This window comes from Xylanibacter rodentium, from assembly GCF_013166575.1.
Taxonomy (GTDB): Bacteria; Bacteroidota; Bacteroidia; order Bacteroidales; family Bacteroidaceae; genus Prevotella; species Prevotella rodentium.
In genome coordinates, this window is sequence record NZ_JABKKE010000016.1 from 54,838 (window position 1) to 80,873 (window position 26,036).

14 protein-coding genes, 1 tRNA gene and 2 pseudogenes are annotated in these 26,036 nt (G+C 50.1%); 13 read left to right on the forward strand and 4 right to left on the reverse strand.

What is annotated here, in order from left to right; genetic code table 11:
* Nucleotides 1–64: 64 nt before the first annotated feature.
* Nucleotides 65–2,254, reverse strand: a complete 2,190-nt coding sequence (locus HPS55_RS09930) for a helix-turn-helix domain-containing protein (RefSeq protein ID WP_172323526.1) — start codon at nucleotides 2,252–2,254, stop codon at nucleotides 65–67.
* Between the two features lie 937 nt (nucleotides 2,255–3,191).
* Here HPS55_RS09930 and HPS55_RS09935 point away from each other — a divergent pair.
* From HPS55_RS09935 to HPS55_RS09945, 3 genes are all read left to right on the forward strand, one after another.
* A complete protein-coding gene (locus HPS55_RS09935; protein ID WP_172177758.1) occupies nucleotides 3,192–3,890 on the forward strand; it encodes an aromatic aminobenezylarsenical efflux permease ArsG family transporter in 699 nt (232 codons plus the stop codon).
* Between the two features lie 133 nt (nucleotides 3,891–4,023).
* Nucleotides 4,024–4,866 (forward strand): 5-dehydro-4-deoxy-D-glucuronate isomerase, encoded by an 843-nt coding sequence (gene kduI / locus HPS55_RS09940; RefSeq protein WP_172177756.1) that lies wholly within the window; start codon nucleotides 4,024–4,026, stop codon nucleotides 4,864–4,866.
* Between the two features lie 215 nt (nucleotides 4,867–5,081).
* Nucleotides 5,082–5,882: a gluconate 5-dehydrogenase gene (locus HPS55_RS09945; RefSeq protein WP_172177754.1), complete on the forward strand. Its 801-nt coding sequence runs from the start codon at nucleotides 5,082–5,084 to the stop codon at nucleotides 5,880–5,882.
* A 235-nt stretch (nucleotides 5,883–6,117) separates the two neighbouring features.
* Here HPS55_RS09945 and HPS55_RS09950 read toward each other — a convergent pair whose 3' ends face one another.
* Nucleotides 6,118–6,390, reverse strand: a complete 273-nt coding sequence (locus HPS55_RS09950; protein ID WP_172177752.1) for an HU family DNA-binding protein — start codon at nucleotides 6,388–6,390, stop codon at nucleotides 6,118–6,120.
* A 302-nt stretch (nucleotides 6,391–6,692) separates the two neighbouring features.
* Between HPS55_RS09950 and HPS55_RS09955 the strand changes: the two genes are divergently transcribed.
* The 10 genes and pseudogenes from HPS55_RS09955 (at nucleotide 6,693) to HPS55_RS09995 (ending at nucleotide 22,202) form a co-directional block, all read left to right on the forward strand.
* Nucleotides 6,693–7,628 (forward strand): rhomboid family intramembrane serine protease, encoded by a 936-nt coding sequence (locus HPS55_RS09955; protein WP_172177750.1) that lies wholly within the window; start codon nucleotides 6,693–6,695, stop codon nucleotides 7,626–7,628.
* Nucleotides 7,621–8,706 (forward strand): endonuclease/exonuclease/phosphatase family protein, encoded by a 1,086-nt coding sequence (locus HPS55_RS09960; protein WP_172177748.1) that lies wholly within the window; start codon nucleotides 7,621–7,623, stop codon nucleotides 8,704–8,706. Before HPS55_RS09955 ends, HPS55_RS09960 begins: the two co-directional genes overlap by 8 nt.
* A 111-nt stretch (nucleotides 8,707–8,817) precedes the next feature.
* Entirely contained in the window at nucleotides 8,818–11,820 is a 3,003-nt protein-coding gene (gene secDF, locus HPS55_RS09965) for a protein translocase subunit SecDF (protein WP_172177746.1), read from the forward strand.
* A gap of 162 nt (nucleotides 11,821–11,982) precedes the next feature.
* A tRNA-Arg gene (locus HPS55_RS09970) sits at nucleotides 11,983–12,054 on the forward strand.
* Between the two features lie 291 nt (nucleotides 12,055–12,345).
* Nucleotides 12,346–13,977 carry a family 43 glycosylhydrolase gene (locus HPS55_RS09975; RefSeq protein WP_216653137.1) on the forward strand — a complete coding sequence of 544 codons (1,632 nt, stop codon included), beginning with the start codon at nucleotides 12,346–12,348 and terminating at the stop codon, nucleotides 13,975–13,977.
* Nucleotides 13,978–14,135: 158 nt separating this feature from the next.
* Nucleotides 14,136–16,100, forward strand: a complete 1,965-nt coding sequence (locus tag HPS55_RS09980; RefSeq protein WP_172177742.1) for a glycoside hydrolase family 97 protein — start codon at nucleotides 14,136–14,138, stop codon at nucleotides 16,098–16,100.
* A gap of 96 nt (nucleotides 16,101–16,196) precedes the next feature.
* Nucleotides 16,197–17,993 (forward strand): annotated as a pseudogene (locus tag HPS55_RS09985) (family 43 glycosylhydrolase); the annotation flags it as partial.
* 72 nt (nucleotides 17,994–18,065) lie between these two features.
* Nucleotides 18,066–18,992 (forward strand): annotated as a pseudogene (locus HPS55_RS14095) (family 43 glycosylhydrolase); the annotation flags it as partial.
* Between the two features lie 409 nt (nucleotides 18,993–19,401).
* Nucleotides 19,402–19,623: a hypothetical protein gene (locus HPS55_RS09990; RefSeq protein WP_216653136.1), complete on the forward strand. Its 222-nt coding sequence runs from the start codon at nucleotides 19,402–19,404 to the stop codon at nucleotides 19,621–19,623.
* A gap of 98 nt (nucleotides 19,624–19,721) precedes the next feature.
* Nucleotides 19,722–22,202 (forward strand): TonB-dependent receptor domain-containing protein, encoded by a 2,481-nt coding sequence (locus tag HPS55_RS09995; protein WP_253945865.1) that lies wholly within the window; start codon nucleotides 19,722–19,724, stop codon nucleotides 22,200–22,202.
* Between the two features lie 162 nt (nucleotides 22,203–22,364).
* Here the strand turns inward: HPS55_RS09995 and HPS55_RS10000 are convergent, their stop codons facing one another.
* Nucleotides 22,365–24,554 (reverse strand): glutamine synthetase III family protein, encoded by a 2,190-nt coding sequence (locus HPS55_RS10000; protein WP_172177738.1) that lies wholly within the window; start codon nucleotides 24,552–24,554, stop codon nucleotides 22,365–22,367.
* A 175-nt stretch (nucleotides 24,555–24,729) separates the two neighbouring features.
* On the reverse strand, nucleotides 24,730–25,959 hold the full coding sequence (locus HPS55_RS10005) for an LL-diaminopimelate aminotransferase (RefSeq protein WP_172324943.1): 1,230 nt from the start codon (nucleotides 25,957–25,959) through the stop codon (nucleotides 24,730–24,732).
* Between the last annotated feature and the right edge of the window lie 77 nt (nucleotides 25,960–26,036).

A 26,036-nucleotide genomic window follows, 5' to 3' on the forward strand; every position in this document is an offset into this window, starting at 1 on the left:
TATAAGGCAGGGAAACGTTGCATGACTTCGGAAACCTGTCTTATACCGGACTCACGTCTGTATCTTATTCCGGTTCCTTTATGTCATAGGTCTTTTTCACGAGCATAATCTCGCTGTAGGTTATGTCTGCGGGCACGGCTTCCTTTATCTCATGTGTGGTGACACCCTGTGGATGTGTACGGGCGAAGTTGCGTATGGCGTCGATGTGGTCCTGTGATATCAGCTGGTCTATTGGCAGACTGCCGTTTTCCACGTATAGGGCCAGATGACCGAAGACTGTGCCGGGAGCAAGGCGGCGTTCGGTGGCTATGCGTTCAATGCTCATTCCGGATGTGAACATGTCGTGGCTGATTTTGTGTGACGGTATTTTCTGTTCTTTCGGCGGCTTGGACGTTTTGGTCGTTTTGCGCCGGCGTGTGTCGCGTGGTTGTTCCTGGGTCTCCTCGCCGAGCACAATCATGGCTTTGCGGCGCAGATAGTCACCGGTGGAGAACCGGGTGTCAGGACGGCTTTCATATTCGAACAGCTTTGTTTTAAGCGTCAGTTCGTCACCCAACAGGGCATGACGTTCGTCAAACTGTGCGCGTACCATCTTGTTGCCTGTCTCCACACGTGTCTTGGCATATAGCTTTTTCAGTGCGTCCAGCTGTGTGGCAAAATATCCGGCGGCCTTGTGGATGCGCTCTTGCAGCAGACTGTCCGATGTAGTATTGTCGGTTGAGATGATGCTGCGGTATTGTGCTCCGAACTTTTCCGCCACTTCTTTCATCGCTGTCACGGCGCGTTGGGCATTGGTATAGTCGGTGAGCAGAGTGTGATACTTGTTGTAGAAGTGCTCCGTCAGCGTACGTATCATCATTTCCATGGCTTGGCCGAGCATGTCGAGACCGAACAGTTCGTCGAGTATCTGAACTATGTATGCCCGTTCGAGAGCGGTGATTGTCTCTGCCGACGGGCGGTTGGCTCCGGCCTGCCGTGTGAACTCTTCTACTGTGGTATCGTTTATTACGGCACTGCGGTTGAGCGGAGCCCCGAGCACCATGCCTTCAAGCGACTTACAACGGCTTAGGGCCACATATGTCTGTCCGTGGGCAAATGAGTGTGAGGCGTCGATGATGGCATGTTCGAAAGTGAGTCCCTGGCTCTTGTGTATGGTGATGGCCCATGCCAGTCGTAGCGGATACTGCCGGAAAACGCCTTCCACGGTCTCCTCAATCTCTTTTGTCTTGCTGTTGAGCGTGTATTTGGCGTTGGCCCATTCGGCCGGTTCAAGTTCTATTGTCTCACCGGTATCTTTGGATTTCACTTTTATGCTGTCTCGTCCGGTATATGCCACTTCGCCAATCATACCGTTGTAATATCGTTTGTCGGTATCGTTCTTGATGAACATCACCTGTGCACCTTCCTTGAGTGTCAGTGCCTCGTCGGCCGGATATGAGCTCTCGGGGAATGTGCCTTCCACTTCGGCGCGGTAGCTGAATGCTTTTCCCGGCAGTAGCTCCAGTTCGCGGTCATTGATGCGCTGTGCCTGGTAGTTGTGGGTGGTAAGCCGTATGTAGTCGCTTCCGCGTGGCGGTGTGAATCCGGCTATGAAACGACGGTTGAGGGCTTCAAGGGTGACGTCGTCGGCCCGGTTTTCGCGTATCTTGTTGAGCAGTTCCAGAAAGGTGCTGTCCTGCTGACGGTATACATGTTTGAGCTCTATCGACTGATATTGTGCCGACATGAGCGCGCGGCTGGAGAAGAAGTATGGAGTGTCGTAGTATTGTTTCATCATCTCCCATTCGTCGTCTTTTACTACGGGGGCCAACTGGTGCAGGTCGCCGATGAGCAGCAGCTGCACACCGCCGAAGGGCTGGTGATGGACTCGGTAGCGGCGCATCACCGCATCTACGGCATCGAGCAGATCGGCCCGCACCATGCTTATCTCGTCGATGACAAGCAGGTCGAGGGTTTTTATTATGTTGCGCTTTACTTTGCCAAACTGGTAGCGCTTCTGTTCACGTCCGCTGAACGTGGCTCCGGGGATGTATGGTGACAGTGGCAGTTGGAAGAACGAGTGTATCGTTACTCCACCGGCGTTGATGGCGGCTATGCCAGTAGGTGCAAGCACTATCATGCGTTTGGCGGACCGCTCTCTCAACTCTCTGAGAAAGGTGGTTTTTCCTGTCCCTGCCTTTCCCGTGAGGAATACGTTGCATCCGGTCTTTTCTACCAGTTGGCGTGCTATTTCCAGTTCCGTATTGTTTTCCATGACGGTATGTTAGTTTTAAGTGCAAAAGTACGAATATAATTCCGGTTAATGGACATAAAGACAAGATTTGTTTTAAATACAGAGTCTTTTTGTGGATATAAGTTAATATGTGCTTGCTGCCTTTTCAAGGCGCCCTCATTAATATATTCCTATACATGGCACATACATTTTATGCCTGAACATCGCCCCCGTTCTTATGCCCCTCAATATACAGCACCCATAAATATGGTATTATATTTTTCAATTTTGAACATTCTACTTTCAAGGACGTATTCATAACATGCTGTTTCTTCTTTTCTGATTTTGAACATTAAAAAATATATGGGTATTTGCATTCCTATATACGTCATATTCTGTATTATTGTCATGTTAATTCCGAAATTTTAACTTTTCTTTTTTCTCGAAATAGAAAAGCTGTAAGGCCTTCTCTGCTTTCTTGACACACCATTTTTGCATGTTCAACATGCCGTAAGGGCCTCCCGGCACTCCCGCGAGGGCCGTTTCGCATTGCAACAAGGCCGTAGTTGCAATGCAATAAGGGCGTTATTGCAAGGTGATAAGGGCCTCTCTGCTTTATTGACAAATCGTCTCTGTTGTAACATGCTGAATATCAGGGCTTCCCTTTTGAGCAGAAAATCGTGGTTTTCGGAGCCTTGTCTAGAAATGACACTTTTGTTGTCGCTTAACATATGTTAAAGTAAAGAAAAGTCATAAGCGTAAAAGCAATAATCAAGGTTCATGTTTTTTTATAACTGAAGGTCGGTTTGAGACTGAATCTGTCTTTGGCTAAAAACAATATATGTTTGTCTTTTTGTCGAAGAAACTGTTTCCTGGTTATTATGTCATTTATGTCAGATATGTGAATGGAGCCTGAAAATTTGGTGTTTCATTCTTTTTGGTTTATCTTTGCAATCTTGTTTCAAGTAAATGGAGGATAATGGAATACGTTTGGGATTTGTTCGGAATCGGTGAGTTGCCTGTGATTACGGCATTCCTTTTGGGAGTGCTGGTGGCATTGCATCCGTGTTCCATGGCGGCCAATATGGCAGCAATGGGATATGTTGCGCGTGATGTTGCCAGTCACAGGCGTGTGTTTCGCAATGGGTTGCTTTATGTTGCCGGCCGAATATTGTCCTATACCGTGCTCGGTGCAGTGCTGATAGCTGTTGTACGCAGTGGCAGCGATATAATGCATGTAAGTGAAGGGTTTGACGAGTGGGGCGAGCGTGTGCTTGTGGTCATACTCATTGGTGTCGGACTATGGATGCTGCTCAACCCTATATTTCACCGTCACGAACATGTTCCGGAGATGTCGGCCGTGGCCGGCCGTCTTAGAGGTGCTTTTGGCTATTTTCTGCTTGGTATGCTGCTTGCTCTTGCTTTTTGTCCGGAGAGTGCCATTGTATATTTTGGCATTCTGATACCAATGTCGGCAGGGTCATCTGTCGGCTATCTGTTGCCGGCTGTGTTTGCCATGGGCACATCGCTTCCAGTTGTAATCATTGCTTGGGCTTTTGCATATGGCATTACCGGAATACCGGTCCTTCATGCCCGTCTTGACATATTGCAGAGATGGATGAATGCCATTGTGGGCATTGTTTTCGTTGCTGCCGGCGTGTTCTGTATGTTGTTCTGACAAAGAGAATATAAGTTTCCGACCCTTGATAAACTGTTATATACTTTTAAAAAAAGGAATCGTTAACGGTCGTTATTCGATAAAAAACATTATCTTTGCAAAAGACTACATAACAAATTAAATATTAAAGATTATGAAGACAAATTATGAAATCCGTTACGCCTCCCATCCGGAGGATGCAAAGAGTTATGATACGGCCCGTATCCGGCGCGATTTTCTCATCGAAAAGGTTTTCGTATCTGACGAGGTGAACATGGTGTATTCGATGTACGACCGCATGGTGGTGGGTGGTGCAATGCCTGTGGCAGAGACGTTGAAACTCGAGGCCATCGACCCGCTGAAAGCCGAGCACTTCACCACACGTCGCGAGATAGGTATCTTCAATGTCGGTGGCGAGGGTACAGTGAAGGTTGGCGATGAGGTGTTCGAACTCGGATTCAAGGAGGCCCTCTATATCGGCCGTGGTGACCGTGATGTTTATTTCTCGTCAAAGGACGGACAGAAGCCTGCCAAATTCTATTTCAACAGTGTGACGGCCCATACGGCATATTCATGCAAGAAGGTGACCAAGGCTGATGCCGTGGTGGCTCACATGGGTGCGCTGGAGACAAGCAACGAGCGCAACATCAACAAGATGCTCGTGAGCCAGGTGCTGCCCACATGCCAGTTGCAGATGGGTATGACGGAGCTGGCCCCGGGAAGCGTGTGGAACACGATGCCCGCTCATGTGCACAGTCGCCGTATGGAGGCTTATTTCTATTTTGAGGTGCCCGAGGATCAGGCTGTCTGCCATTTTATGGGCGAGATCGATGAGACGCGCCACCTGTGGATGAAGGGTGACCAGGCCGTTCTTTCACCCGAGTGGAGCATTCACTCTGCCGCAGCCACACACAACTATACTTTCATATGGGGTATGGGCGGTGAGAATCTGGACTACGGTGATCAGGATTTCTCCAAGATTACAGACTTGAAATAATCTGAAGTCTTTAAATCTTGGATTTCATCCCGCGTTTTCTCGCCATGGCAATGCCCAAACAAGTTTGGCATTGCTCACATGGCTTAACGAAAACGTTCGAAAGAGTTATAAATCCACGTGTGGGTTTAGGTAATGATTCATGCGGGGACGAATTTATAATAGAGCGAATTGAAAACAGATTCAGTTTTTTTATTAATCAATAATTTTAAAGTCAAATGACAAATCCTTTTTCATTAGAGGGAAAGAACGCCTGGATAACAGGCGCTTCCTATGGTATCGGATTCAACATCGCCAAGGCTTTTGTTGCCGCCGGCATCAAGAACATCATCTTCAACGATATCAACGAGGCTGCCCTTGAGCGTGGTCTGGCCAATTACAAGGAGGCCGGAATCGAGAATGTACACGGATATGTGTGCGATGTGACCAAGGAGGACGACGTGAAGGCTCTCGTGGAGAAAATCCACGCTGAGGTAGGACAGATAGACATCCTTGTGAACAATGCCGGCATCATCAAGCGCATACCAATGCACGAGATGAAGCGTTCGGAGTTCCAGCAGGTTATCGACGTGGATCTTGTGGCTCCGTTCATCGTCGCATCGGCCGTGCTGCCCGAAATGATGGAGCGCCGCGAGGGCAAGATTATCAACATCTGCTCGATGATGAGCGAGCTGGGCCGCGAGACGGTGTCGGCATATGCTGCTGCCAAGGGCGGTCTGAAGATGCTCACACGCAACATATGCTCCGAGTATGGAGAGTACAACATACAGTGCAACGGCATCGGCCCGGGCTACATCGCCACTCCGCAGACGGCTCCGCTCCGCGAGAAGCAGCCCGACGGCAGCCGCCACCCGTTCGACTCGTTCATCTGTGCCAAGACTCCGGCCGGCCGTTGGCTCGACCCTGAGGAGCTGGGCGGACCGGCTGTGTTCCTCGCGTCGAAAGCTTCGGATGCCGTGAACGGTCATGTGCTTTATGTGGACGGCGGTATTCTGGCATACATCGGCAAGCAGCCTTGATTAGGGTATTGCATTTCATAGTTTAGTTTGTAATAACGGCTCATGATGTGGCGGGGATGCCTTTGCTTCATGAGCCGTTTTTTTGATATGCACTGTTAGCCGTGTTCGGATGTGCAGATGGATTTATCAAGTGATCTAATTTTCTACTGAGCCATAAAGCAAGGAATAAACCGATAAAAAATATTGGAGAATCCGACAGTACGGATTCTCCAATATTTTTCTATTTTTCACTTTATCAGTTGAGTGCGTCGGCCAACTCGGCACCGGCCTTGAACTTGGCTACCTTCTTGGCTGCAATCTGTATCTTCTCCTTTGTTGCAGGATTGATACCCTCACGGGCGGGACGCTCGTTGACGCTGAATGTTCCGAAGCCAACCAAAGCAATCTTGTCTCCGGCGATGAGAGTCTCTTTGATAGCCTCTACAGTTGCATCGAGTGCCTTCTTCGCGTCAGTTTTAGTCAGACCTGAGCCAGCTGCAATCTTTTCGATTAATTCTGTCTTGTTCATAATTTCTTAAATTTAAATATTAATGTTTTGAGATAATAATCTTTGGACTTTCCTGTATGGGGATTGTGCCCATGAAATGTTGTTGATTAGTGATGTGGCCGTGATTATGTGGCATTTAATGCGCAAATATAGGGCAAACAATTCAGAAAACAAACAAAAACCCGAAAAAAATGATATTTTTTTTGAATTTTTTTCCGTAAGGGTGTTGTTCTCTGTTATTTGACGGATATTTTTAGTAATTTTGCCCGCTAAAGAGAGTAAAAGACAGAAGTTAATTTTGATTTATAATAATATAGACAGAAATGCGTAATTTGACGATAGTGACCAAGAATCTGTTGATCATCAACGTCTTGGCTTTTATAGCTACATGGGTGGTGAAGGGTGTTGGCATTGACTTGCAGTCGATGTGTGGTTTGCACTTTTTCCTGGCAAACGATTTCCATGTTTATCAACTCGTGACGTATATGTTCCTGCATGCGAATTTTGCGCATATATTATTTAATATGTTCGCATTGTGGATGTTCGGATGCGTGATAGAGAGCGTTTGGGGACCGAAGAAGTTCTTGTTCTATTATATTTCGTGCGGTATAGGAGCGGGACTTATGCAAGAGTTGGCACAGTTCGTTTCGTTCTATGTTACTATCAGCGGTCAGGATCCGTCTGTCGGATTGTCCGATGTGTTTCAGGTGGGGCAGGCATTGTCAATGCAGCTCAACAGCTGGACCACGATAGGTGCGTCGGGTGCGGTGTATGCCATTCTGCTTGCTTTCGGAATGATATTCCCCAATGAGCGTATCTTTATATTCCCGTTGCCCATTCCTATCAAGGCCAAGTGGTTTGTTACATTTTATGTCTGCATAGAGCTGTTCTCGGCATTGGGCTCACCGGGTGATGGGGTGGCTCATATGGCCCATCTCGGCGGAATGCTTTTCGGATTCTTCATGATACGTTATTGGAACCTCCATCCCACGTCCGGCTATGGTCGTAGCAGCGGACTTGACTTTTTTGAGAACTTGAAGCGAAATCTCGACAAACGCAACAGACCACGTGGAAGTTCGGGCCGGGACATGCACGTGGAGCGTGGCGGAGCGAAGGAGTCGGATTGGGAATATAATGCCCGGAAAAAAGCCAATCAGGATGAAGTGGACCGTATTCTCGATAAGATACGCAAGAGCGGATACGACAGCCTGACAAAAGAGGAAAAACAGAAACTTTTCGACAGCAGCAATAATGATTAAACAGCTCAAGACGTTGACTGTCAGTATGGTGGGTGGAGCCAATGTGGCTACGGTCGTTGTGATGCTGATGGTTGGTTTTGCTGACCGTTTGAATCCGGCGGACTATCCCACGTTGTCGTGTCTCGGGCTGGCGTTCCCCGTATTCCTTGTCATCAACTTGCTTTTTATTTTCTTCTGGCTGTTTTTCAAACGCAGGATGATTGTCATTTCCGTGGCGGGATATGTGCTTGCATATTCACCCATAAGCGTCTACATGCCTGTAAACCTGCCGGAAGATATGCCTGACGATGTTATAAAGGTATTGTCTTATAACGTGCAGAACTATAGTGGCAGACCCCGTTACGACGGTTCGTCGGACATGATTATAGACTATATAAGGGAGTGTGACGCCGACATTGTATGCCTGCAGGAGGACATGGTTCCATGGAAAGGGGTAAGGATGCGGCTGGACAGTCTCTATACCTATACCGACACAACGCGCGTTGGGCGGAAAAGCATCAATGCCGTTGGCATTTATACCCGTTTCCCCATATTACATAAGGAGCGTGTGGAGTTTGATTCTGACGGTAACGGAAGTGTGGCTTACTATCTTGATATTTGTGGTGACACGGTTATTGTGATAAACAATCATCTTGAGACGACACATCTTTCACTCGATGACAGACAAAAGTATAAAGACATGCTTAAAGGGGAAATGGGAAAGGAAGTTGCCCGTAACGAGTCGAAGAAACTGGTGCATACGCTTGGCGTTTCGGGCGCATTAAGGGCTCCTCAGGCTGATGCCGTGCACAAGTATGTGGTGGAACATAGTGGTTATCCAATTATATTGTGCGGTGATTTCAATGATAATCCCATCTCGTATGCGCGCCGTGTGATTGCGCAAGGACTGACAGACTGTTATGTGGCGACAGGAAGAGGAATCGGATTGTCGTATAATCAGAAAGGATTTTTTGTAAGAATAGACAATATGATGTGCTCCGGTGATTTCAGACCGTATAACTGTAAGGTAGACAACAAAATAGATGCCTCCGACCATTATCCCATCTTCTGTTGGTTTAAAATGCAGGATAAACCTTAAAAAATGAATGAAAAATGGCAATAAATTTTCCATAATGTGAAAAAATAGCTATATTTGCAAGCTAAATTGTGTATTGTAGGAAATAATAATTAAAATAACATAATAAACAAGATGCAAAACAAAGGAATTGTAAAGTTTATCGCATGCGCGCTGATGCTCGTATGCATATTCTACCTTTCGTTCTCTTTTGTGACCCGTCACCATGAAGACAAGGCGGCCGCAATGGGAGAAGAAGCCGGCCAGGAATACCTTGACTCTATTATGAACGAGAAAGTGTATTGCGGCCTTTATTCTTTCAAGCAGTGTCGCGAGATGCAAATCGGTCTCGGACTTGACTTGAAAGGCGGTATGAACGTAATCCTCGAAGTGTCGGTGCCCGACGTAGTGGCAGTTTTGGCCGATCACAAGACGGATCCGGCGTTTGTAAAGTCAATGCAGGAGGCAAAGAAAGAAGAGGAGAAGAGTCAGGCAGACTTCATCACTCTCTTCGTCAAGCACTACAAGCAGAATGCTCCCGGTCATCGTCTGGCAGAGATATTCGCCACCCAGCAGATGAAAGGAAAGGTGAGCACACAGAGCAGTGACGGGGATGTGGAGCGCGCACTGCGTGCCGAAGTACAGTCTGCTGTAGATAATTCATTCAATGTTGTACGTAACCGTATAGACAAGTTCGGTGTGGTTCAGCCCAATATTCAGAAACTGGAAGGTTCGGAAGGCCGTATAATGGTCGAGATGCCCGGTATACGCGAGCCGGAACGTGTTCGCAAGTTGTTGCAGGGTAGCGCAAATCTTGAGTTTTGGGAAACATACAACAGTCAAGAGATTGTCCCCATATTGGCACAGCTCAATCAGAAATATGCCGCTATGGGTGATATAGCTGCTGATACCGTTGCCGTTGCAGATACAGTAAAGTCTGACACCACAGTAGCCGACACCGCTGCTGTCAAGAGTGGTCTTGCAGCCGTGCTTGGTGCAAAGAAGGATACTAAGGGTGCGGTTTCGAAACAGGGACAGGATGAATTGATAAAGAAGCAGAATCCGCTGTTCTCAGTGTTCCAGCCCGTTCAGGGACAGGGCCTCAGTGTGGTGGGTTACGCTGTGGCACGCGATACCGCTGCCGTCAATAAGATAATCTATTCGGACGTTGCTGCTCAGTTGCTGCCTTCTGACCTGAAACTTATCTGGGGAGCCAAACCGGCTGAGTTTGATACCAAGGCCACAATATATGAACTATACGCCATTAAGGTAACAGAGCCTTCGGGACGCGCTCCATTGGAGGGTGACGTTATCGTGTCGGCAAGCGACGGATTCGATCAGATGGGCCACCCCTGTGTGTCTATGAAGATGAATTCGGACGGTGCCCGCCGTTGGGCCCAGCTCACCAAGATGAACATAGGGCGTGCTATCGCCATTGTTCTTGACAATACCGTGTACAGCGCTCCGCGCGTAAACGGTGAGATTTCCGGTGGTGACTCTCAGATTACAGGTAATTTCTCAATAGAGGACACCAAGGACCTTGCCAACACTCTTAATTCCGGTAAGATGCCGGCTCCTACACGTATAGTTCAAGAGGAGGTTGTTGGCCCGTCGCTCGGTGCACAGTCAATCCAACAGGGAATCATGTCGTTCATCGTTGCCTTTGTGGTGCTGATGCTGTATATGTTCCTTCTTTACGGTTGGTGGCCCGGTCTGTTGGCCAACGTGGCTCTGCTGTTCAACCTGTTCTTTACTCTGGGTATACTCACATCGTTCCAGGCCGCGCTTACCATGCCGGGTATTGCCGGTATTGTGCTTGCCCTCGGTATGGCTGTTGATGCTAACGTGCTTATATATGAGCGTACAAAGGAGGAGTTGCGTGCCGGATTCAATGCTAAGGAGGCCATGAAGAAGGGTTATGCCAATGCTTTCTCGGCCATCTTCGACTCCAACCTTACATCGATAATTACAGGTATTATCCTTTATGTGTTCGGTACAGGTCCTATCCGTGGTTTTGCTACCACACTTATCATCGGTATCTGCTGCTCGTTCTTCACTGCTGTTTATATGACACGTCTTGTGTTCGATCGTCAGATGAGCCGTGACAAATGGCTTGACCTCAAATTCTCTACAGGATTGTCTGACAAGATATTCAAGAAGACAAGCATCAATTTCATGGGCATGTCGAAGCGGGCGTTTGTCATTTGGGGTGCTGCTGCCGTGCTGTTTGTGGCATGTTTCATGCTTCGTGGACTCAGCAAGAGCATTGACTTTACCGGTGGCCGCAATTATGTTGTGATGCTTGAAAAGAATGTAGAGCCCGAGCAGATACGTCCTGTGCTGCAAGGTGCTTTCGGTGAAAGCAATGTCAGTGTAATTGCTCTTGGAACCGAAGGGAAGACCATCCGCATTTCAACCAACTATAAGATAGAATCCAATGACCCGTCGGTTGATGATGAGGCAGAGGATATACTTTTCAGCTCGTTGTCACAGGCAGGGTTCGTTACCCAAAGCAGTGTCGAGGCATTCAAAAATCCTGATGTGCGTGCTGGTGGTTCAATCATCAGCAGTACCAAGGTGGGGCCGTCAGTGGCTAAGGATATTACATACGGTGCCATTGTAAGCGTAATTTTCGCTTTGATAGCCATATTCATTTACATCCTTATCCGTTTCCACAATGTGGCTTATTCGGTAGGATCGACTGTTGCATTGGCCCTCGATACCCTTATCGTAATCGGATTCTATTCGCTTTTGTGGGGGATTGTTCCGATGTCTCTCGAAATTGACCAGACTTTTATCGGAGCCATACTGACCGTTATCGGTTACTCCATCAATGACAAGGTGGTGGTGTTCGACCGTGTCCGTGAGAACTTCCAGCTTTTCGGTAAGCGCGATCGTCGCAGTCTGTTCAATGATTCGCTCAATCAGACGTTGGCCCGTACCATCAACACTTCGTTCTCTACATTGCTTGTGCTGCTTTGCATCTTCATCCTTGGCGGTGACAGCATACGCAGTTTCTCTTTCGCAATGATTCTTGGTGTGTTCTTCGGTACATTGTCGTCAATCTTCATTGCCGCACCTATCGCTTATCTCATTATGGGTAAGCGTGCAGCCAAGGTTTCCGAAGTGGATAAGTAAGAGATATTCCCGATAAATAAAAAAACGGCCGTGCAGAGACAATCCCTGCACGGCCGTTTTTTTTATTTATTCGGCGTGTTGTCAAGAAGACGGGAAAATAACCACTGTTTTGTTTCTTTTACTCAATTTTTTGATGTAACTTTGCAAACCGGAAACGTTGTTGCCCTGATAGTTCAATGGATAGAACAACTCTCTCCTAAAGAGTAGATTCGAGTTCGATTCTCGATCGGGGTACATTTTATGAGGATGTGTCGGAATTCGAAGAATCGAATTTTGGCGCATCCGTATTTTTTATCTATACCACCGCCATGCGCTGACATCATAATAGAATAACGTGAGTTCGACCCGAGAAAAGCGTTACCAAGATACATTTATTCGTTTTGTGAATATCCTTTTAAAATTGGAAAAGACCTTTGAAAAGTGCTATACGCTTTTGATATGAACGATTTTTATTGTATTTTTGTTTTGAAACTAATTATGGAGTCATCGAAACTAATTTTATATATACAAATCATGAATAAGAAAATGTTTAAGATATTGCTCATTGTCATTTTGTTGCCGATGGTGCAATCGGCAGGGCAGGTGGCAGTTGGTGACGGATTCAAACCGATACACAATGATACGTTTTGGAATACTTCCGACGGACGGCCGCTCTACAGTCAAGGCGGAGGCATATTTCGTTTTGCCGACCCGCAGACAGGACGTGAGCGTTACTATTGGTATGGTATGCGATATAAAGGCGCCGAAGAGTATCGCAACGACCCTACGGTGACTGTAGAACATGCTGTGTTCAGCGCCGTGACGTGCTACAGTTCCGACAATCTTACCGATTGGCATTACGAGGGTGACGTGCTCACACGTGACGAGGTGGAAAAGCATGGAAGCGGCGGTTGGATGGGGCGTCTTGGTGTGGTATATATCAAGGAGAAACGCCAGTATGCTCTCTTTGTACAACATAGCAATAGTGACGGTGCGGGGGTGCTCATAGCCACTTCTGACAATCCCACCGGTCAGTTCCGTTGGGCATGGCGCAAGGACATGACCAAGATGATAGGTACTCCGAATACCGGTGATCAGACAGTGTTCACCGACGATGATACAGGTCGCTCATACCTTGTCTATTCATATGGTCGGGGCCGTAACAAGATTTACGTATCGGAAATAGGTATTGTCAACGACAGTATCGACCTGATTGACTGTACTCAAATATTCCGTGGCGCGAGCCGTGAAGGCAACTGTATGTTCAAGTATAAGGGCAAGTATTACATGTGTGCCTCCAACATTTACGGTTGGGATGGTTCATATGCATACTATCTCATGGCCGACGACATCCGTGGGCCATATCTGCCGACCAATGATATGCAGGTGATGAAAGGTTGTGAGTCCGATTACGCCCATGTGTCTCAGACAGGTTTCTTCTATACTCTGCGTGGCACAAAGCAAGAGACTGTGATATATTGCGGAGACCGTTGGGCCGATTTTGCCGGCAACGGACTCGGCTATAACCAATGGGTGCCACTGTCGTTCGACGGTGATGAACCCCGTTTCAATTCGCTTTCGTCGTGGAGTCTTAATGCCGTGACGGGCGAATGGCGTGTGGGCAGTGACAACAACTATGTTCTCAATGGCAGCTTTGAGGCCGACCGCCGGAGTATCCCCAATCCTGTCAAGCCACGTCAGGATTTCCTGCTTGGCTGGCATACAACCGTAATCAAGGGTTGCCGCGTAGCTGTGGATGACAGTCTTTCACCGCGTCTCAACCATATGAACACCCGCGAAGATCGTCGTCATGTTATCGGCGAGAAGAGTCTCTGTATCAGCGATAGTCTTATGCCGTTCGTTCGCCGTGTATCACAGACCGTGGCTTCCACGCCTACAATACCGTTGCCCGACGGTGTCTATACCATGCGTGCCCGTGTGCGCCGCAAGGGACGTTTCTCGCGTCTTGAAATGTATGCAGTGAGTGCGGGGCGTCGTCAGTCTTACAAGATAAAGCCTTCGATGACATCCTGGACGACGATATCCATTGACCGTGTGCACGTTAGCGGTGGCAGCGTGGAGATTGGCTTTTGGGCCGATGGTGTTGCCGGTGCGGAATGTCTTGTGGACGATGTCGAGTTGGTGCAGTATGATGCCTCTGCCGGTTTGTCGGAATGATGGACAAACGGTATAAGTAAGGATAGAAATAATTTTATAGTCGCAGAAAATGTCTTGTAATAAAGACTTTCTGCGACTTTTTCTTTTTTTACTTTTATTCTTACCAAAATTTTGAGTATCTTTGTGACACTTTATCACAACTTAATGACATAACGATTATGAGAAAACCATTTGTTGCAATTGTAATGATGATTGCCGTGGCACTTGGAGTGCAGGCTGCCGACCTTACAGTAAAGTCGCCTGACGGGCGCATTGAGGTGGAAATATCGGCGGTTGCCGGCCGGCCTACTTATGCCGTGACGTGCGACGGCCTGCAGATGCTGGAGCCTTCGGCATTGGGACTGACGGCAGATATCGGTGACTTCAGCACCGGCATGACAATAACAGGTCATAGTGTAAACACTGTCGACATGTCGTATAAGATGAGCGGCACCAAAACATCTTCCGTGCACTACCGTGCCAACGAACTCAGTGTCGAGATGCAGAATGCCAGACGCCATAAGATAACGGTGACATTCCGTGTGTCCGACCGCGATGTGGCTTTCCGCTATTCGTTTCCCCAATACGGCGAGACGGCATCGATGGTGATACGCAGCGAGGCCACGGCTTTCCGTCTGCCTGCCAAGACCACCACTTTCATCTGTGCCCAGTCGGACCCGATGGTAGGATGGCAACGTACCAAACCCAGCTATGAAGAATCGTATAAGCCTGATGCGCCCATGACCGAACGTTCGCAATATGGCCGCGGATACACGTTCCCATGTCTTTTCCATGTGGGCGAAGACGGTTGGGTGCTTGTCAGCGAGACCGGTACCGACGGCAAATATGCCGGATGTCATCTTTCCGACTACGATCCCGCCTCGGGATATACCGTAGCTCTTCCCATGGACGGCGAGAACAACGGAAACGGCACAGCCACGGTTGGCATGGCGCTGCCCGGACACACTCCGTGGCGCACCATTACCGTGGGCACCACTTTGGCGCCTATAGCAGAGACCACCGTGGCTTACGATCTGGTGGAACAGCGCTACGAACCGTCGGAACAGTACCGTCCCGGACGCTACACCTGGAGCTGGCTGGTGTGGCAGGACAATTCCATCAACTATGACGACCAGGTCAAGTTCATAGACCTTGCGTCGGCTATGGGCTACGAATACTGTCTTGTAGACAACTGGTGGGACAGGAATATCGGTCGCGACCGCATGGCCGAACTGAGCCGTTATGCCCGGTCGAAGGGTGTCAGCCTGATGCTTTGGTACAACTCCAACGGCTATTGGAACAATGCACCGCAGACTCCCAAGCAGTGTATGAACACCACGCTGGCCCGCCGCCGCGAGATGGCGTGGATGAAGAGCATCGGTGTGAAGGGAATAAAGGTTGACTTCTTCGGCGGCGACAAGCAGCAGACCATGCAGCTCTACGAGGATATTCTGGCCGACGCCAACGACTTCGGCCTTCAGGTGGTATTCCACGGATGTACGCTGCCCCGCGGATGGGAGCGTATGTATCCCAACTTTGTGGCCAGTGAGGCCGTGCTCGCTTCGGAGAATGTCTACTTCGACGACGGAGCGGCACGCCGCGAGGCTTTCGACCTGACCCTCCATCCCTTCTGCCGCAATGCCGTGGCGTCGATGGACTGGGGCGGCACGATAATGAACCGCCGCATGTCTCGCGACAACAAGAGCCGCCATGCGCGCTATACCACCGATGTCTTCGAGATGGCCGCCTCGGTGGTCATACAGACACGGGTGCAGTGCATAGCCATGCAGCCCAACAATCTTACGGAATTGTCGCCCGAGATACTCGGTTTTCTGCGCTCGGTGCCCACGGAGTGGGACGAAACACGCCTCATCGACGGTTATCCCGGCCGTTATGTAGTGATGGCCCGTCGCTGCGGCAATCGTTGGATAGTGGCCGGACTCAATGCCACCGACCGGCCGCTCACGCTGACACTTCCGCTTGACATGTTTGCCGGACAGACCGTCGACTGCTATACCGACACCCCAGCGCCAAAGGGTGCGATGATGGGCGAGGCACGGCTGAAGCAAGTGAAGGTGGGCAAGAACGGCACTGTCAAGGTGACTTTGCAGCCCAACGGCGGGCTGATAGTAGACAGGATTTAGTCCGATACCGTTTTTGTCTTTAATATAACATAACGTCAAACATATACAACAACCATACAAATGATACGCAGATTCTTAATACTGCCATTGGTGTGCATGGCTGCAACATTCACCCCGGTCCTTGGTGCCGTGCCGGAATGTGACGCATATTTGTTTGCCTATTTTGAAGGCCGTGGCGACGGTTCATTGCAAGAGCACCTGCGCTTTGCCGTGAGCGACGACGGAATAACATGGAAAGCCCTCAATCGCAATTCTCCGGTAATCTCATCCGACACCATATCGCTGACGGGCGGCATCCGTGACCCGCACATACTGCGCGGCGAGGACGGCAGCTTCTACATGGTGGCTACCGACATGAACACCGTGCGCGACGGCTGGGGCTCAAATCCGGGCATCGTTCTGCTGAAGTCGCACAACCTTACCGAATGGACCCACTCGACGATAAACCTTTCCAAAGACTATCCGAAACATTTTTCCGATGCTTATTGGGTGTGGGCGCCGCAGACCATCTACGACCCTGATACCCGGAAGTATATGATATATTTCACTCTTCGCCGCAGCGATGCCGGCAAAGGGCTGGTGACATATTATGCCTATGCCAACAGAGACTTCACCGGATTCGAGAGCGAGCCCAAGGTGTTGTTCCGTGCCAAGGACGGCTGCATAGACAACGACATAGTGAAAGGTCCTGACGGCAAGTGGCACATGTTTTTCAAGGGAAACACCAAGGACAAGAACGGCAAGGAGATAAAGAACGGCATAAAGAAAGCCACGGCACGGCGTCTTCGCGGGCCATGGAAAGAGTCGTTTGACTATATCGACGCCTATGCCGGCAAGACAGCGGTGGAAGGTTCGGGAATCTTCAAGCTCAACCATTCCGACGAATACATACTGATGTACGACCTGTACAGTTCCGGCAGATACGAATATCAGACTACCAAAGACCTTGTCAACTTCACACCGGAACCGCAATCTTTCACCAAAGATTTCTTTCCGCGTCACGGGACTGTGATGCCAATCACGGCAGAGGAGAAAGCCGTATTGACAGCCAAGTGGGGAGACAACGCGCCCTACAGTTTTGTGAATACCGGAAATCCTCTCATACGCCACAAGCACACGGCCGACCCGGCGACGATGGTGGTCGGTGATACCCTTTGGCTGTACACCGGCACCGACGAACCCGGCAACAAGCCCGGCTACCATATGCCCAACTGGTGCGTATTCTCCACCACCGACATGCAGCATTGGACTGAGCATCCCATGCCGCTGGCCGTCAGAGACTTTGCGTGGGACCGCTCCAAGGCTGCCTACGCCGCCCAGTGTATCGAACGCAACGGCAAGTACTACTATTACATCAGCACCAACGGCTCGGGCATAGGCATTGCCGTGAGCGACAGCCCGAAAGGCCCGTTCAAGGACGCGCTCGGGAAGCCGCTCATCACCAAGGACGACTGCAAGGGGGCGCGCCACAGCTGGGTGAGCATAGACCCCACAGTGTTCATCGACGACGATGGCCGGGCATATCTGTTTTGGGGCAACCAACTGTGTTATTATGCAAGGCTTAAGGACAACATGCTCGAACTTGACGGAGAGATAAAGCGTGTGCATCTGCCCGATTTCACAGAGGCCCCATGGGTGCATAAGCGCGGCGGGAAATACTACCTGACATATGCGGCCCAGTGGCCCGAGAAGATAGCATACGCCATGAGCGACAACATAGACGGCCCATGGGAATATAAGGGCATAATCTCCGAAGTGGCCGGCAACAGTAATACCACCCATCCGGCCATAGTCGAGTTCAAGGGCAAGAACTACTTCTTCTCGCACATTGGAGGTCTCGGTGGCGGCAGCGGCAGCCGCTCGGTGATAGTCGAACCGCTCTGCTACAACGAAGACGGGACAATACGTAAAGTGAACCCCTCTACATCGGGAACCAGCACTCTGCATTCGGCTCTTGACAATAAGCACAACCCGATACTTCCGGGTTTTCATGCCGATCCTGAGATTCTTTACTCCAACAAGACCGGCAGGTATTATATCTATTCCACCACTGACGGCACACCCGGATGGGGCGGGCACTATTTCAGAGTCTATTCGTCGTCCAACCTGTCCGACTGGACCGATGAAGGCATAATGCTCGACCTTAAAGGACCGCAGGTGCCGTGGGCTACAGGCAACGCGTGGGCTCCGGCCATCATTGAGCGCAAGGAGGGCGACAGCTACAAGTATTATTTCTATTTCAGCGGTCACAACCCTGCCTCCAACCGCAAAGCCATCGGCGTGGCCGTGGCCGACGACCCGGCCGGACCGTTCTATGCCGCTGACAGGCCCATCGTCGACAAGTCGCCCGTGGGACACGGACAGCAAATCGACGTTGACGTGTTTCAAGACCCTGCCACAGGCAAGTGCTATCTATATTGGGGCAACGGATATATGGCCGGAGCTGAACTTGGCGACGACATGACCTCTATAAAGGAAGAGACAGTGACGGTGATGACGCCTGAGGGCGGCTCGCTTTCCACTCATGCTTTCCGCGAGGCACCCTACGTGTTCTTCCGCAACGGCATATATTACTTCATGTGGTCGGTGGACGATACCGGTTCGCCCAACTACCATGTGGCATATGGCACATCCGGCTCACCGCTCGGAAAGATTGAGGTGGCCGAGCCGTGCAACATCCTTGTACAGCGCCCCGGCGAGCGGATTTACGGCACTGCCCACAATTCGGTAATCAACATTCCCGGCACTGACGAGTGGCGCATAGTGTACCACAGAATCAATCCTGACTATATAGACAAGTCCAGACAGCCCGGCATCCACCGCGAGGTGTGCATCGACAAGATGGAATTTGCCAAGGACGGGTCCATAAAGCCTGTAAAGCCTACAAAGTGACAGACTGATTGACGGTAAGTAAAGGCGGAATGCTGCATGTGCGGTATTCCGCTTTTGTGATGTTAATAAGATTACTCGGTAAAGCTATTAACTTTAAGGTGTGATGTTATTGACTTCACTGAGTAATCTTATTAACATTAAATTTACTTTTCATTTACATCATTTTCTCATAGTGCCGCCGTAACAAGCGGGATGAGGCGTAATGGCAAGACGAGTTACTGATTCCTGAAATAATATTAAAGAATGTTATTTCGGGGGGGGGTAAAAACGTAAATTGAATAAAAACATTATCTTTGTAATCGACAAAAGACATACCAGACAATCTTCCTTAACGGTTAGGCGTAGTTATGGGGCGTCAAGTTGCTGTAAAACAGTTGTCACGTTTACTTATTTATAAATTCTTTTTATTATGCATATAGGAAATAGGATAAAGGAAATTCTTGGCGAAAAAGGCCGTACTGCCATTTGGTTGGCATCTCAAATACCATGTGAACGTTCAAACGTGTATCATATATTCAGGCGCGAGGACATCAATGTCAAATTGCTTTGCCGCATATCGGCAATATTGGGGTATAATTTTCTCGTGGAACTTTCAGAAGAGATGCAGAACGAACTTGACGGCAAGGAATGACAGAAAGGATGGTTGAGAAAACAATCCATGTCCTTTTTTATGCTTTTTATGTCATTACAGATTAAACCATAAGCATTGTGATGCGTCAAATATGTGTTATGAATCGATTTATAATGACATGTTTAGCCCTGGCCTATGTGGTTGTGTCCTTGGCTCAGGGGACGGTAAAGGGTAGAGTATTGGATAAGCAGACAAACGAGGTACTGCAGTTTGTAAACATCCGCGTGACGCAGTCTGCCACGGGAAAGATGGTGAAAGGCGCGATAACCGATGCCAAAGGTACGTTTAATGTCACCGGACTGGCCGACGGGAAATATGTGCTTACGGTGTCGTTCATGGGCTATAAGGATGTTGTACGCAATTTTGAAGTTACTAAAGACCGCCGTGCCGTGTCGTACAATGCCCTATATCTGGCCGGAGACCAAAAGATGCTAAAGGAGGTACAGGTGACCGGTCAGCGCTCGCAGATGAAACTTGAGGTGGACCGCAAGTCGTTCTCCGTAGATCAGGTTCTTGCTGCGGCGGGCGGCTCGGCAAGCGATTTGCTTGAGAATATCCCTTCGGTAGAGGTTACCACCGACGGTGAGATATCGTTGCGCGGCAATTCAAGTGTCGAGGTGTGGATAAATGGAAAAGCCAGCGGCCTTACCAGTGACAACCGTGCCGAGATATTGCAGCAGATACCGGCCGAGAGCATAGAGAAGATAGAGGTGATAGACAATCCGAGCGCAAAGTTCAGTCCCGAAGGCTCGGCGGGAATAATCAACATTATACTCAAACGTGACCGCCGTGCCGGATACTATGGCTCGGTGCGTGCCGGTGCGGCTACGAGCGGAGGATGGAACACAGGCGGAAGCATCAACTATTCGAGCGGAAAGCTCGATGCCTTTGCCAATGTGGGTTACCGACGTCGCAAGAACAATGGCGGCTCGCTCAGCGAGCAGACCTATAAGGGCAGCAATACATATCAGAACTATGAGGCTGAAAACAATCGCGGGGGCGGAAATCTATTTGCCCGTGCCGGCCTGACATGGCACTTTACCGACAAGGACGACCTGTCGTTCTCGGGAATGACCATGCAGGGCAAGCGTGACAACGAGAGCATCATCCCGTATCATTACGGTACGGTGGGCGCTCCGACAGACTCGCGACTGATGTTCCGCCGCAACACGTCTGACGGAGATATGCGTATGTATCATGCCGAGATGGGATATACCCACACTTTCAGTGAGGCTCACAAGCTCGACTTCAACCTGTCGTTTGGCAAGTGGAAGAGCGACGACAACAGCTATTATCAGGACAGCACGACATATATCGACCCTGCCGGCCCTACGGAGTATATGTACCAATATCGCCCGATGTTCATCAACAACCGTTCGTGGGAGGCCAAGCTGGACTATGAGAACCAGATAATGGAGAACCTTAAGCTGGAAGCGGGATACAACGGACGCTTCTCGCACGAGAACACACCGCAGGAATCGTGGATGGACGGCAGTTCGTGGGCCGGACATAATATAACGGAAGACAAGGAATATTTCAACCGGTTCATCTATGATATGGATGTGCATGCGCTCTATGCCACACTTACCACCAAGGTGGGCAGGCTCGGTGTGATGGCCGGTCTGCGCGGCGAATACTGGAGGGTGAACACAGAGAGTTACACGTACGACCAGGAGCATGACCCCTCATTGCGCGACGCACCGTTCAAGAAAGATTATTTCCAGCTGTTCCCGAGCCTGTTCCTCAATTACCCGCTCACCGAGACATCGCAGCTCCAGCTCAACTATACTCGTCGTCTGCGCCGTCCGTGGGGCGGACAGCTCAACAGTTTCAAGAACACGAGCGATGCGTCGATGGTGTCGTTCGGTAATCCCGAGCTTACGCCGGAGTACACCAACTCGTTTTCGCTCAACTATCTGAAGACCTGGCAGAACCATACCCTCTCCGTAGGAACGTACTACCGGCCGACGACAGATGTGATACAGACGGTGAAATACAATGTAGACGATGTGATATATTCTACCAGTGAGAACGTAGCCAAGAGCCAAAGTGCCGGTGTGGAACTGATTTTGAAAGACAAACTCTTCCGCATCCTCGACCTTACCACCACAGTGAATGCTTATTACTACAAGCTCGACGGTTTCAGATATGTCATCAACGATCAGACAGTGACGGGACGGTCGGACGAGAATTTCTCATGGGATGCCCGGATGCTGGCAAGTTTCATCCTGCCTTACGATATATCGTTGCAGGCAACGGGCAACTACCGGTCGCGTACGGTTATCACACAGGGTTATAGAAAGCCGAGTGCCAGCCTTGATCTCGGACTGCGCAAGTCGTTCCTCAACAAGCAGTTTGCGCTGTCGGTCAATTGGCGCGACGTGTTCAACAGCCGCCGTTGGAAGACTTATACAAACACGGACAGCTTCGAACGTTATCAGGAGAACTGGCGCGACCCGCGTGCCAACATCACACTGACATGGAACTTCGGTAACATGAGTTCGAAGAAAAAGCCGCGTGAGGAAATGAACAGTGGCATGGACGACGAAAACCAGAGTTTCGGAGGATATGGTGAATAAGGGGGGGGAGATGGCTTCTTGACTCCTTTAAAAACAAAAGACTGTTGAATAAGAACGGGAAGGCACTTCACAGTGCTCTCCCGTTGCAAACTTCAAACAACCAAAAAAGAAATAGATTGTCTGTGAAGAGTCCCGCCGGTATATCAGGGCGGGACTTCTTTTTTACCTTATAAACAATAGCTCACGGTATTTTGGAAGTGTCCACAGCCGGTCTTCCACTATCAGCTCAAGTTTGTCTATCTGGTAGCGTATCAGTTCCATCTTGGGTGCCACGGTGTCGTGGTAAGCAATGGCTTTCAGATGTTCGTTCTCAATCTTGTTTGCCACCTTGCGTGCGGCTACGAGTTCTTCCACGCCTTTCTCGATGACGGCCGTGCGGTCGGCTATCTCCTCTATCAGCTTTATGTTGCGTGCTGACAGTTTGTCGGCCTTTTCGGGTGGGAATATGCCGCGCATGTTTTCGACGTTCTTCAGCAGTTTGCTTTGGTAGTGGGTGGCCACGGGTATGATGTGGTTCATCGACAGGTCGCCTATCACGCGGGCTTCTATCTGTATCTTCTTCGTATACGTCTCCCATTTCACCTCATTGCGTGCTTCAAGTTCTTTCCTCGACATCACTCCGAGACTCTCGAACATATCAATGCTCTCTGCGTCGAGATAGCGCTCGAATATCACGGGGCAGCTCGTCTCGCAGTCCAGACCGCGGCGGCGGGCTTCTTCCACCCACTCGTCGCTGTATCCGTTTCCGTCGAAGCGTATGGGTTTGCAGGTCTTTATGTCTTCGCGTAGGATGTCGATGATGGCGCGTGTCTTGTTTTCGCCTTTGTCGATGATGGCGTCGACACGTTTTTTGAAGTCGGCCAATGCCTCAGCCACGGCCGAGTTGAGGGCAATCATTGCCGAGGCACAGTTGGCTTCGCTGCCCACGGCACGGAACTCGAAGCGGTTGCCGGTGAAGGCGAAGGGGCTGGTGCGGTTGCGATCGGTGTTGTCGATGAGCAGTTCCGGTATCTCCGGTATTTCGAGTTTCATACTCTGCTTGCCCACGATGTTGAACAGTTCGTCCTTGTCCGATTTCTCTATATGGTCGAGCAATTCGCTCAGTTGCTTGCCGAGGAATGACGATATGATGGCGGGCGGCGCCTCGTTGGCTCCGAGCCGGTGGGCGTTGGTGGCGCTCATTATGCTTGCCTTTAGAAGTCCGTTGTGGCGGTATACGCCCATCAGTGTCTCAACGATGAATGTGACGAAGCGCAGATTGTCCATCGGGGTCTTTCCCGGGCCGTGCAGCAGTATGCCGGTATCGGTGCTGAGGCTCCAGTTGTTGTGCTTGCCGGAGCCGTTGATGCCTGCAAAAGGCTTCTCGTGCAGCAGTACGCGGAATCCGTGCTTTCGCGCCACACGCTTCATCAGCGACATCAGGAGCATGTTGTGGTCTACGGCCAGGTTGCATTCCTCGTATATAGGGGCCAGTTCAAACTGGTTGGGCGCTACCTCGTTGTGACGTGTCTTGCACGGTATGGCCAGCTCGAGAGCTCTTATTTCGAGATCTTTCATGAAAGCCTGCACACGGTCGGGGATGGTTCCGAAGTAATGGTCGTCCATCTGCTGGTTCTTGGCCGAGTCATGTCCCATCAGTGTGCGGCCGGTGAGCAGCAGGTCGGGGCGGGCCGAATAGAGTCCCTCGTCTACGAGAAAATACTCCTGTTCCCATCCCAGATTGCTCTGTACTTTCTTTACGTCGGGGTAGAAGTACCGGCAGACGTCGGTGGCGGCCACGTTCACAGCGTGCAGCGTGCGCAGCAGCGGTGCCTTGTAGTCGAGTGCCTCGCCCGTATATGATATGAATATTGTGGGTATACAAAGAGTGTCGTCGATGATGAAGACAGGTGATGTAGGGTCCCATGCCGAATATCCGCGTGCCTCGAAGGTGTTGCGTATGCCGCCGTTGGGAAACGATGAGGCATCGGGTTCCTGCTGTACGAGCAGCTTGCCGCTGAATTCCTCTACCATGCCACCCTTGTGGTCGTGCTCTATGAATGAGTCGTGCTTTTCGGCGGTGCCTTCCGTCAGCGGCTGGAACCAGTGCGTGTAGTGTGTCACCCCGTTTTCTACGGCCCACTGTTTTATTCCCGCAGCCACGGCGTCGGCTATCGAGCGGTCGAGTCGTGTGCCGTTGTCGATCACGTCCACAAGCTTTTCATAGACGTCTTTCGGCAGATATTTGTACATTTTCTCACGTGTGAACACGTTTTTGCCGAAAAATTCGCATGGGCGCTCTGCCGGAGTTTTCACCTCAAGAGGCTTTTTCTTGAATGCCTCTGCAACAACCTGAAATCTTAAATTTGCCATTGTCTGTTTGTATTTTGTTGATTGTTTGTGAATGTTAAAAACATTTGGAAGTTAAATACATATCCTGCATAAAGTGTCTTGCTGCGATGGTCTGGAAGTATTTGTCTTTAACCCCAATCGACCATAGGGAGCGGTAACTCCCGATAACTTCTTTAACTCCATGGACGGACATCTGTCAGATCCATTTCCCCAGCCGTTCCATGGCTTTCTCGCAGTCTTCGCGTAGGCCGAAAGCTGTCAGCCGTACATATCCCTCGCCGCTCGGGCCGAAGCCTACTCCTGGTGTGCATACGACATGGGCCTCGTAGAGCATCCGCTCGAAGAAGCGCCAGCTGCTTTCACCCTGCGGTGTCTTTACCCACAGGTAGGGCGCGTTTTCACCGCCGAAGACCTGCAGTCCGTATCGGGTGAGTGTCTCGTGCATGATGCGGGCGTTGGTCATGTAGTATTGTATGGTCTTTTTCACCTGTTCCTTTCCTTCCGGAGTGTATGTGGCCTCGGCAGCCCTTTGGCTCACGTAGCTTGTGCCGTTGAACTTGGTACACTGACGGCGATACCATAGCTGATGCAGCGATATGCGTTCACGGCCGTCGATGGTGCCGGCCGTTATGTCTTTAGGCACTACGGTATATCCGCAGCGCAGGCCGGTAAATCCTGCCGTCTTGGAATAGCTGTGGAACTCTATCGCCACCTTGCGTGCGCCCTTTATCTCGTATATGGAGTGGGGGATGTCGGGGTCCTGTATGTATGCTTCGTAGGCTGCGTCGTAGAATATCAGCGTGTCGTTCTTGAGGGCGTAGTTCACCCATTTGCGCAGTTCTTCCTTGGATATCACCGTGCCGGTGGGGTTGTTGGGATAGCACAGGTATATTATGTCGACGCGGCGGTCTGGTATCTGCGGAACAAAGTTGTTTTCGGCCGTGCACGGCATGTATATCACGTTGCTCCACTTGCCGTCGTTCACTGTTCCCGCGCGGCCTATCATCACATTCGAGTCGATGTATACGGGATAGATGGGGTCGGTCACACCGATGCTGTTGTCCCAGCGTACGAGTTCCTGGATGTTGCCGGTGTCGCTTTTTGCTCCGTCGTTGATGAAAATCTCGTTGGGATCAAGATGTATGCCCCGGGGCAGGAAGTCGTTCTTCACGATGGCTTCGCGCAGAAACGGGTAGCCCTGTTCGGGACCGTAGCCGCGGAAAGTGTCCCTGTCTGCCATCTCGTCCACAGCCTTGTGCATGGCCTCGGTCACAGCCGGACAGAGCGGTTGCGTGACGTCGCCTATACCAAGGCTTATCAAGTCGGCATTGGAATGGGATACTTTGAAAGCATTCACTTTCTTGGCGATGTCGGCGAACAGATAGTTGTTCGGCAGTTTCAGGAAGTGTTCGTTTACTAATGCCATGATGTTGTTCTCTTTCTTTATGTTGTTTGAAGTTATTTCATCCCCGTTTTCTCGCCATGGCAGGGTTTTGTCAGGCT

Coding starts and splice junctions, on each gene's coding strand:
- HPS55_RS09955 (WP_172177750.1), top strand. CDS start 6,693: ATGCGTAATTTGACGATAGTGACCAAGAATCTGTTGATCATCAACGTC.
- HPS55_RS10005 (WP_172324943.1), bottom strand. CDS start 25,959: ATGGCATTAGTAAACGAACACTTCCTGAAACTGCCGAACAACTATCTG.
- kduI (WP_172177756.1), top strand. CDS start 4,024: ATGAAGACAAATTATGAAATCCGTTACGCCTCCCATCCGGAGGATGCA.
- HPS55_RS10000 (WP_172177738.1), bottom strand. CDS start 24,554: ATGGCAAATTTAAGATTTCAGGTTGTTGCAGAGGCATTCAAGAAAAAG.
- HPS55_RS09975 (WP_216653137.1), top strand. CDS start 12,346: ATGTTTAAGATATTGCTCATTGTCATTTTGTTGCCGATGGTGCAATCG.
- HPS55_RS09960 (WP_172177748.1), top strand. CDS start 7,621: ATGATTAAACAGCTCAAGACGTTGACTGTCAGTATGGTGGGTGGAGCC.
- HPS55_RS09980 (WP_172177742.1), top strand. CDS start 14,136: ATGAGAAAACCATTTGTTGCAATTGTAATGATGATTGCCGTGGCACTT.
- HPS55_RS09995 (WP_253945865.1), top strand. CDS start 19,722: ATGAATCGATTTATAATGACATGTTTAGCCCTGGCCTATGTGGTTGTG.
- HPS55_RS09930 (WP_172323526.1), bottom strand. CDS start 2,254: ATGGAAAACAATACGGAACTGGAAATAGCACGCCAACTGGTAGAAAAG.
- HPS55_RS09990 (WP_216653136.1), top strand. CDS start 19,402: ATGCATATAGGAAATAGGATAAAGGAAATTCTTGGCGAAAAAGGCCGT.
- HPS55_RS09945 (WP_172177754.1), top strand. CDS start 5,082: ATGACAAATCCTTTTTCATTAGAGGGAAAGAACGCCTGGATAACAGGC.
- HPS55_RS09950 (WP_172177752.1), bottom strand. CDS start 6,390: ATGAACAAGACAGAATTAATCGAAAAGATTGCAGCTGGCTCAGGTCTG.
- secDF (WP_172177746.1), top strand. CDS start 8,818: ATGCAAAACAAAGGAATTGTAAAGTTTATCGCATGCGCGCTGATGCTC.
- HPS55_RS09935 (WP_172177758.1), top strand. CDS start 3,192: ATGGAATACGTTTGGGATTTGTTCGGAATCGGTGAGTTGCCTGTGATT.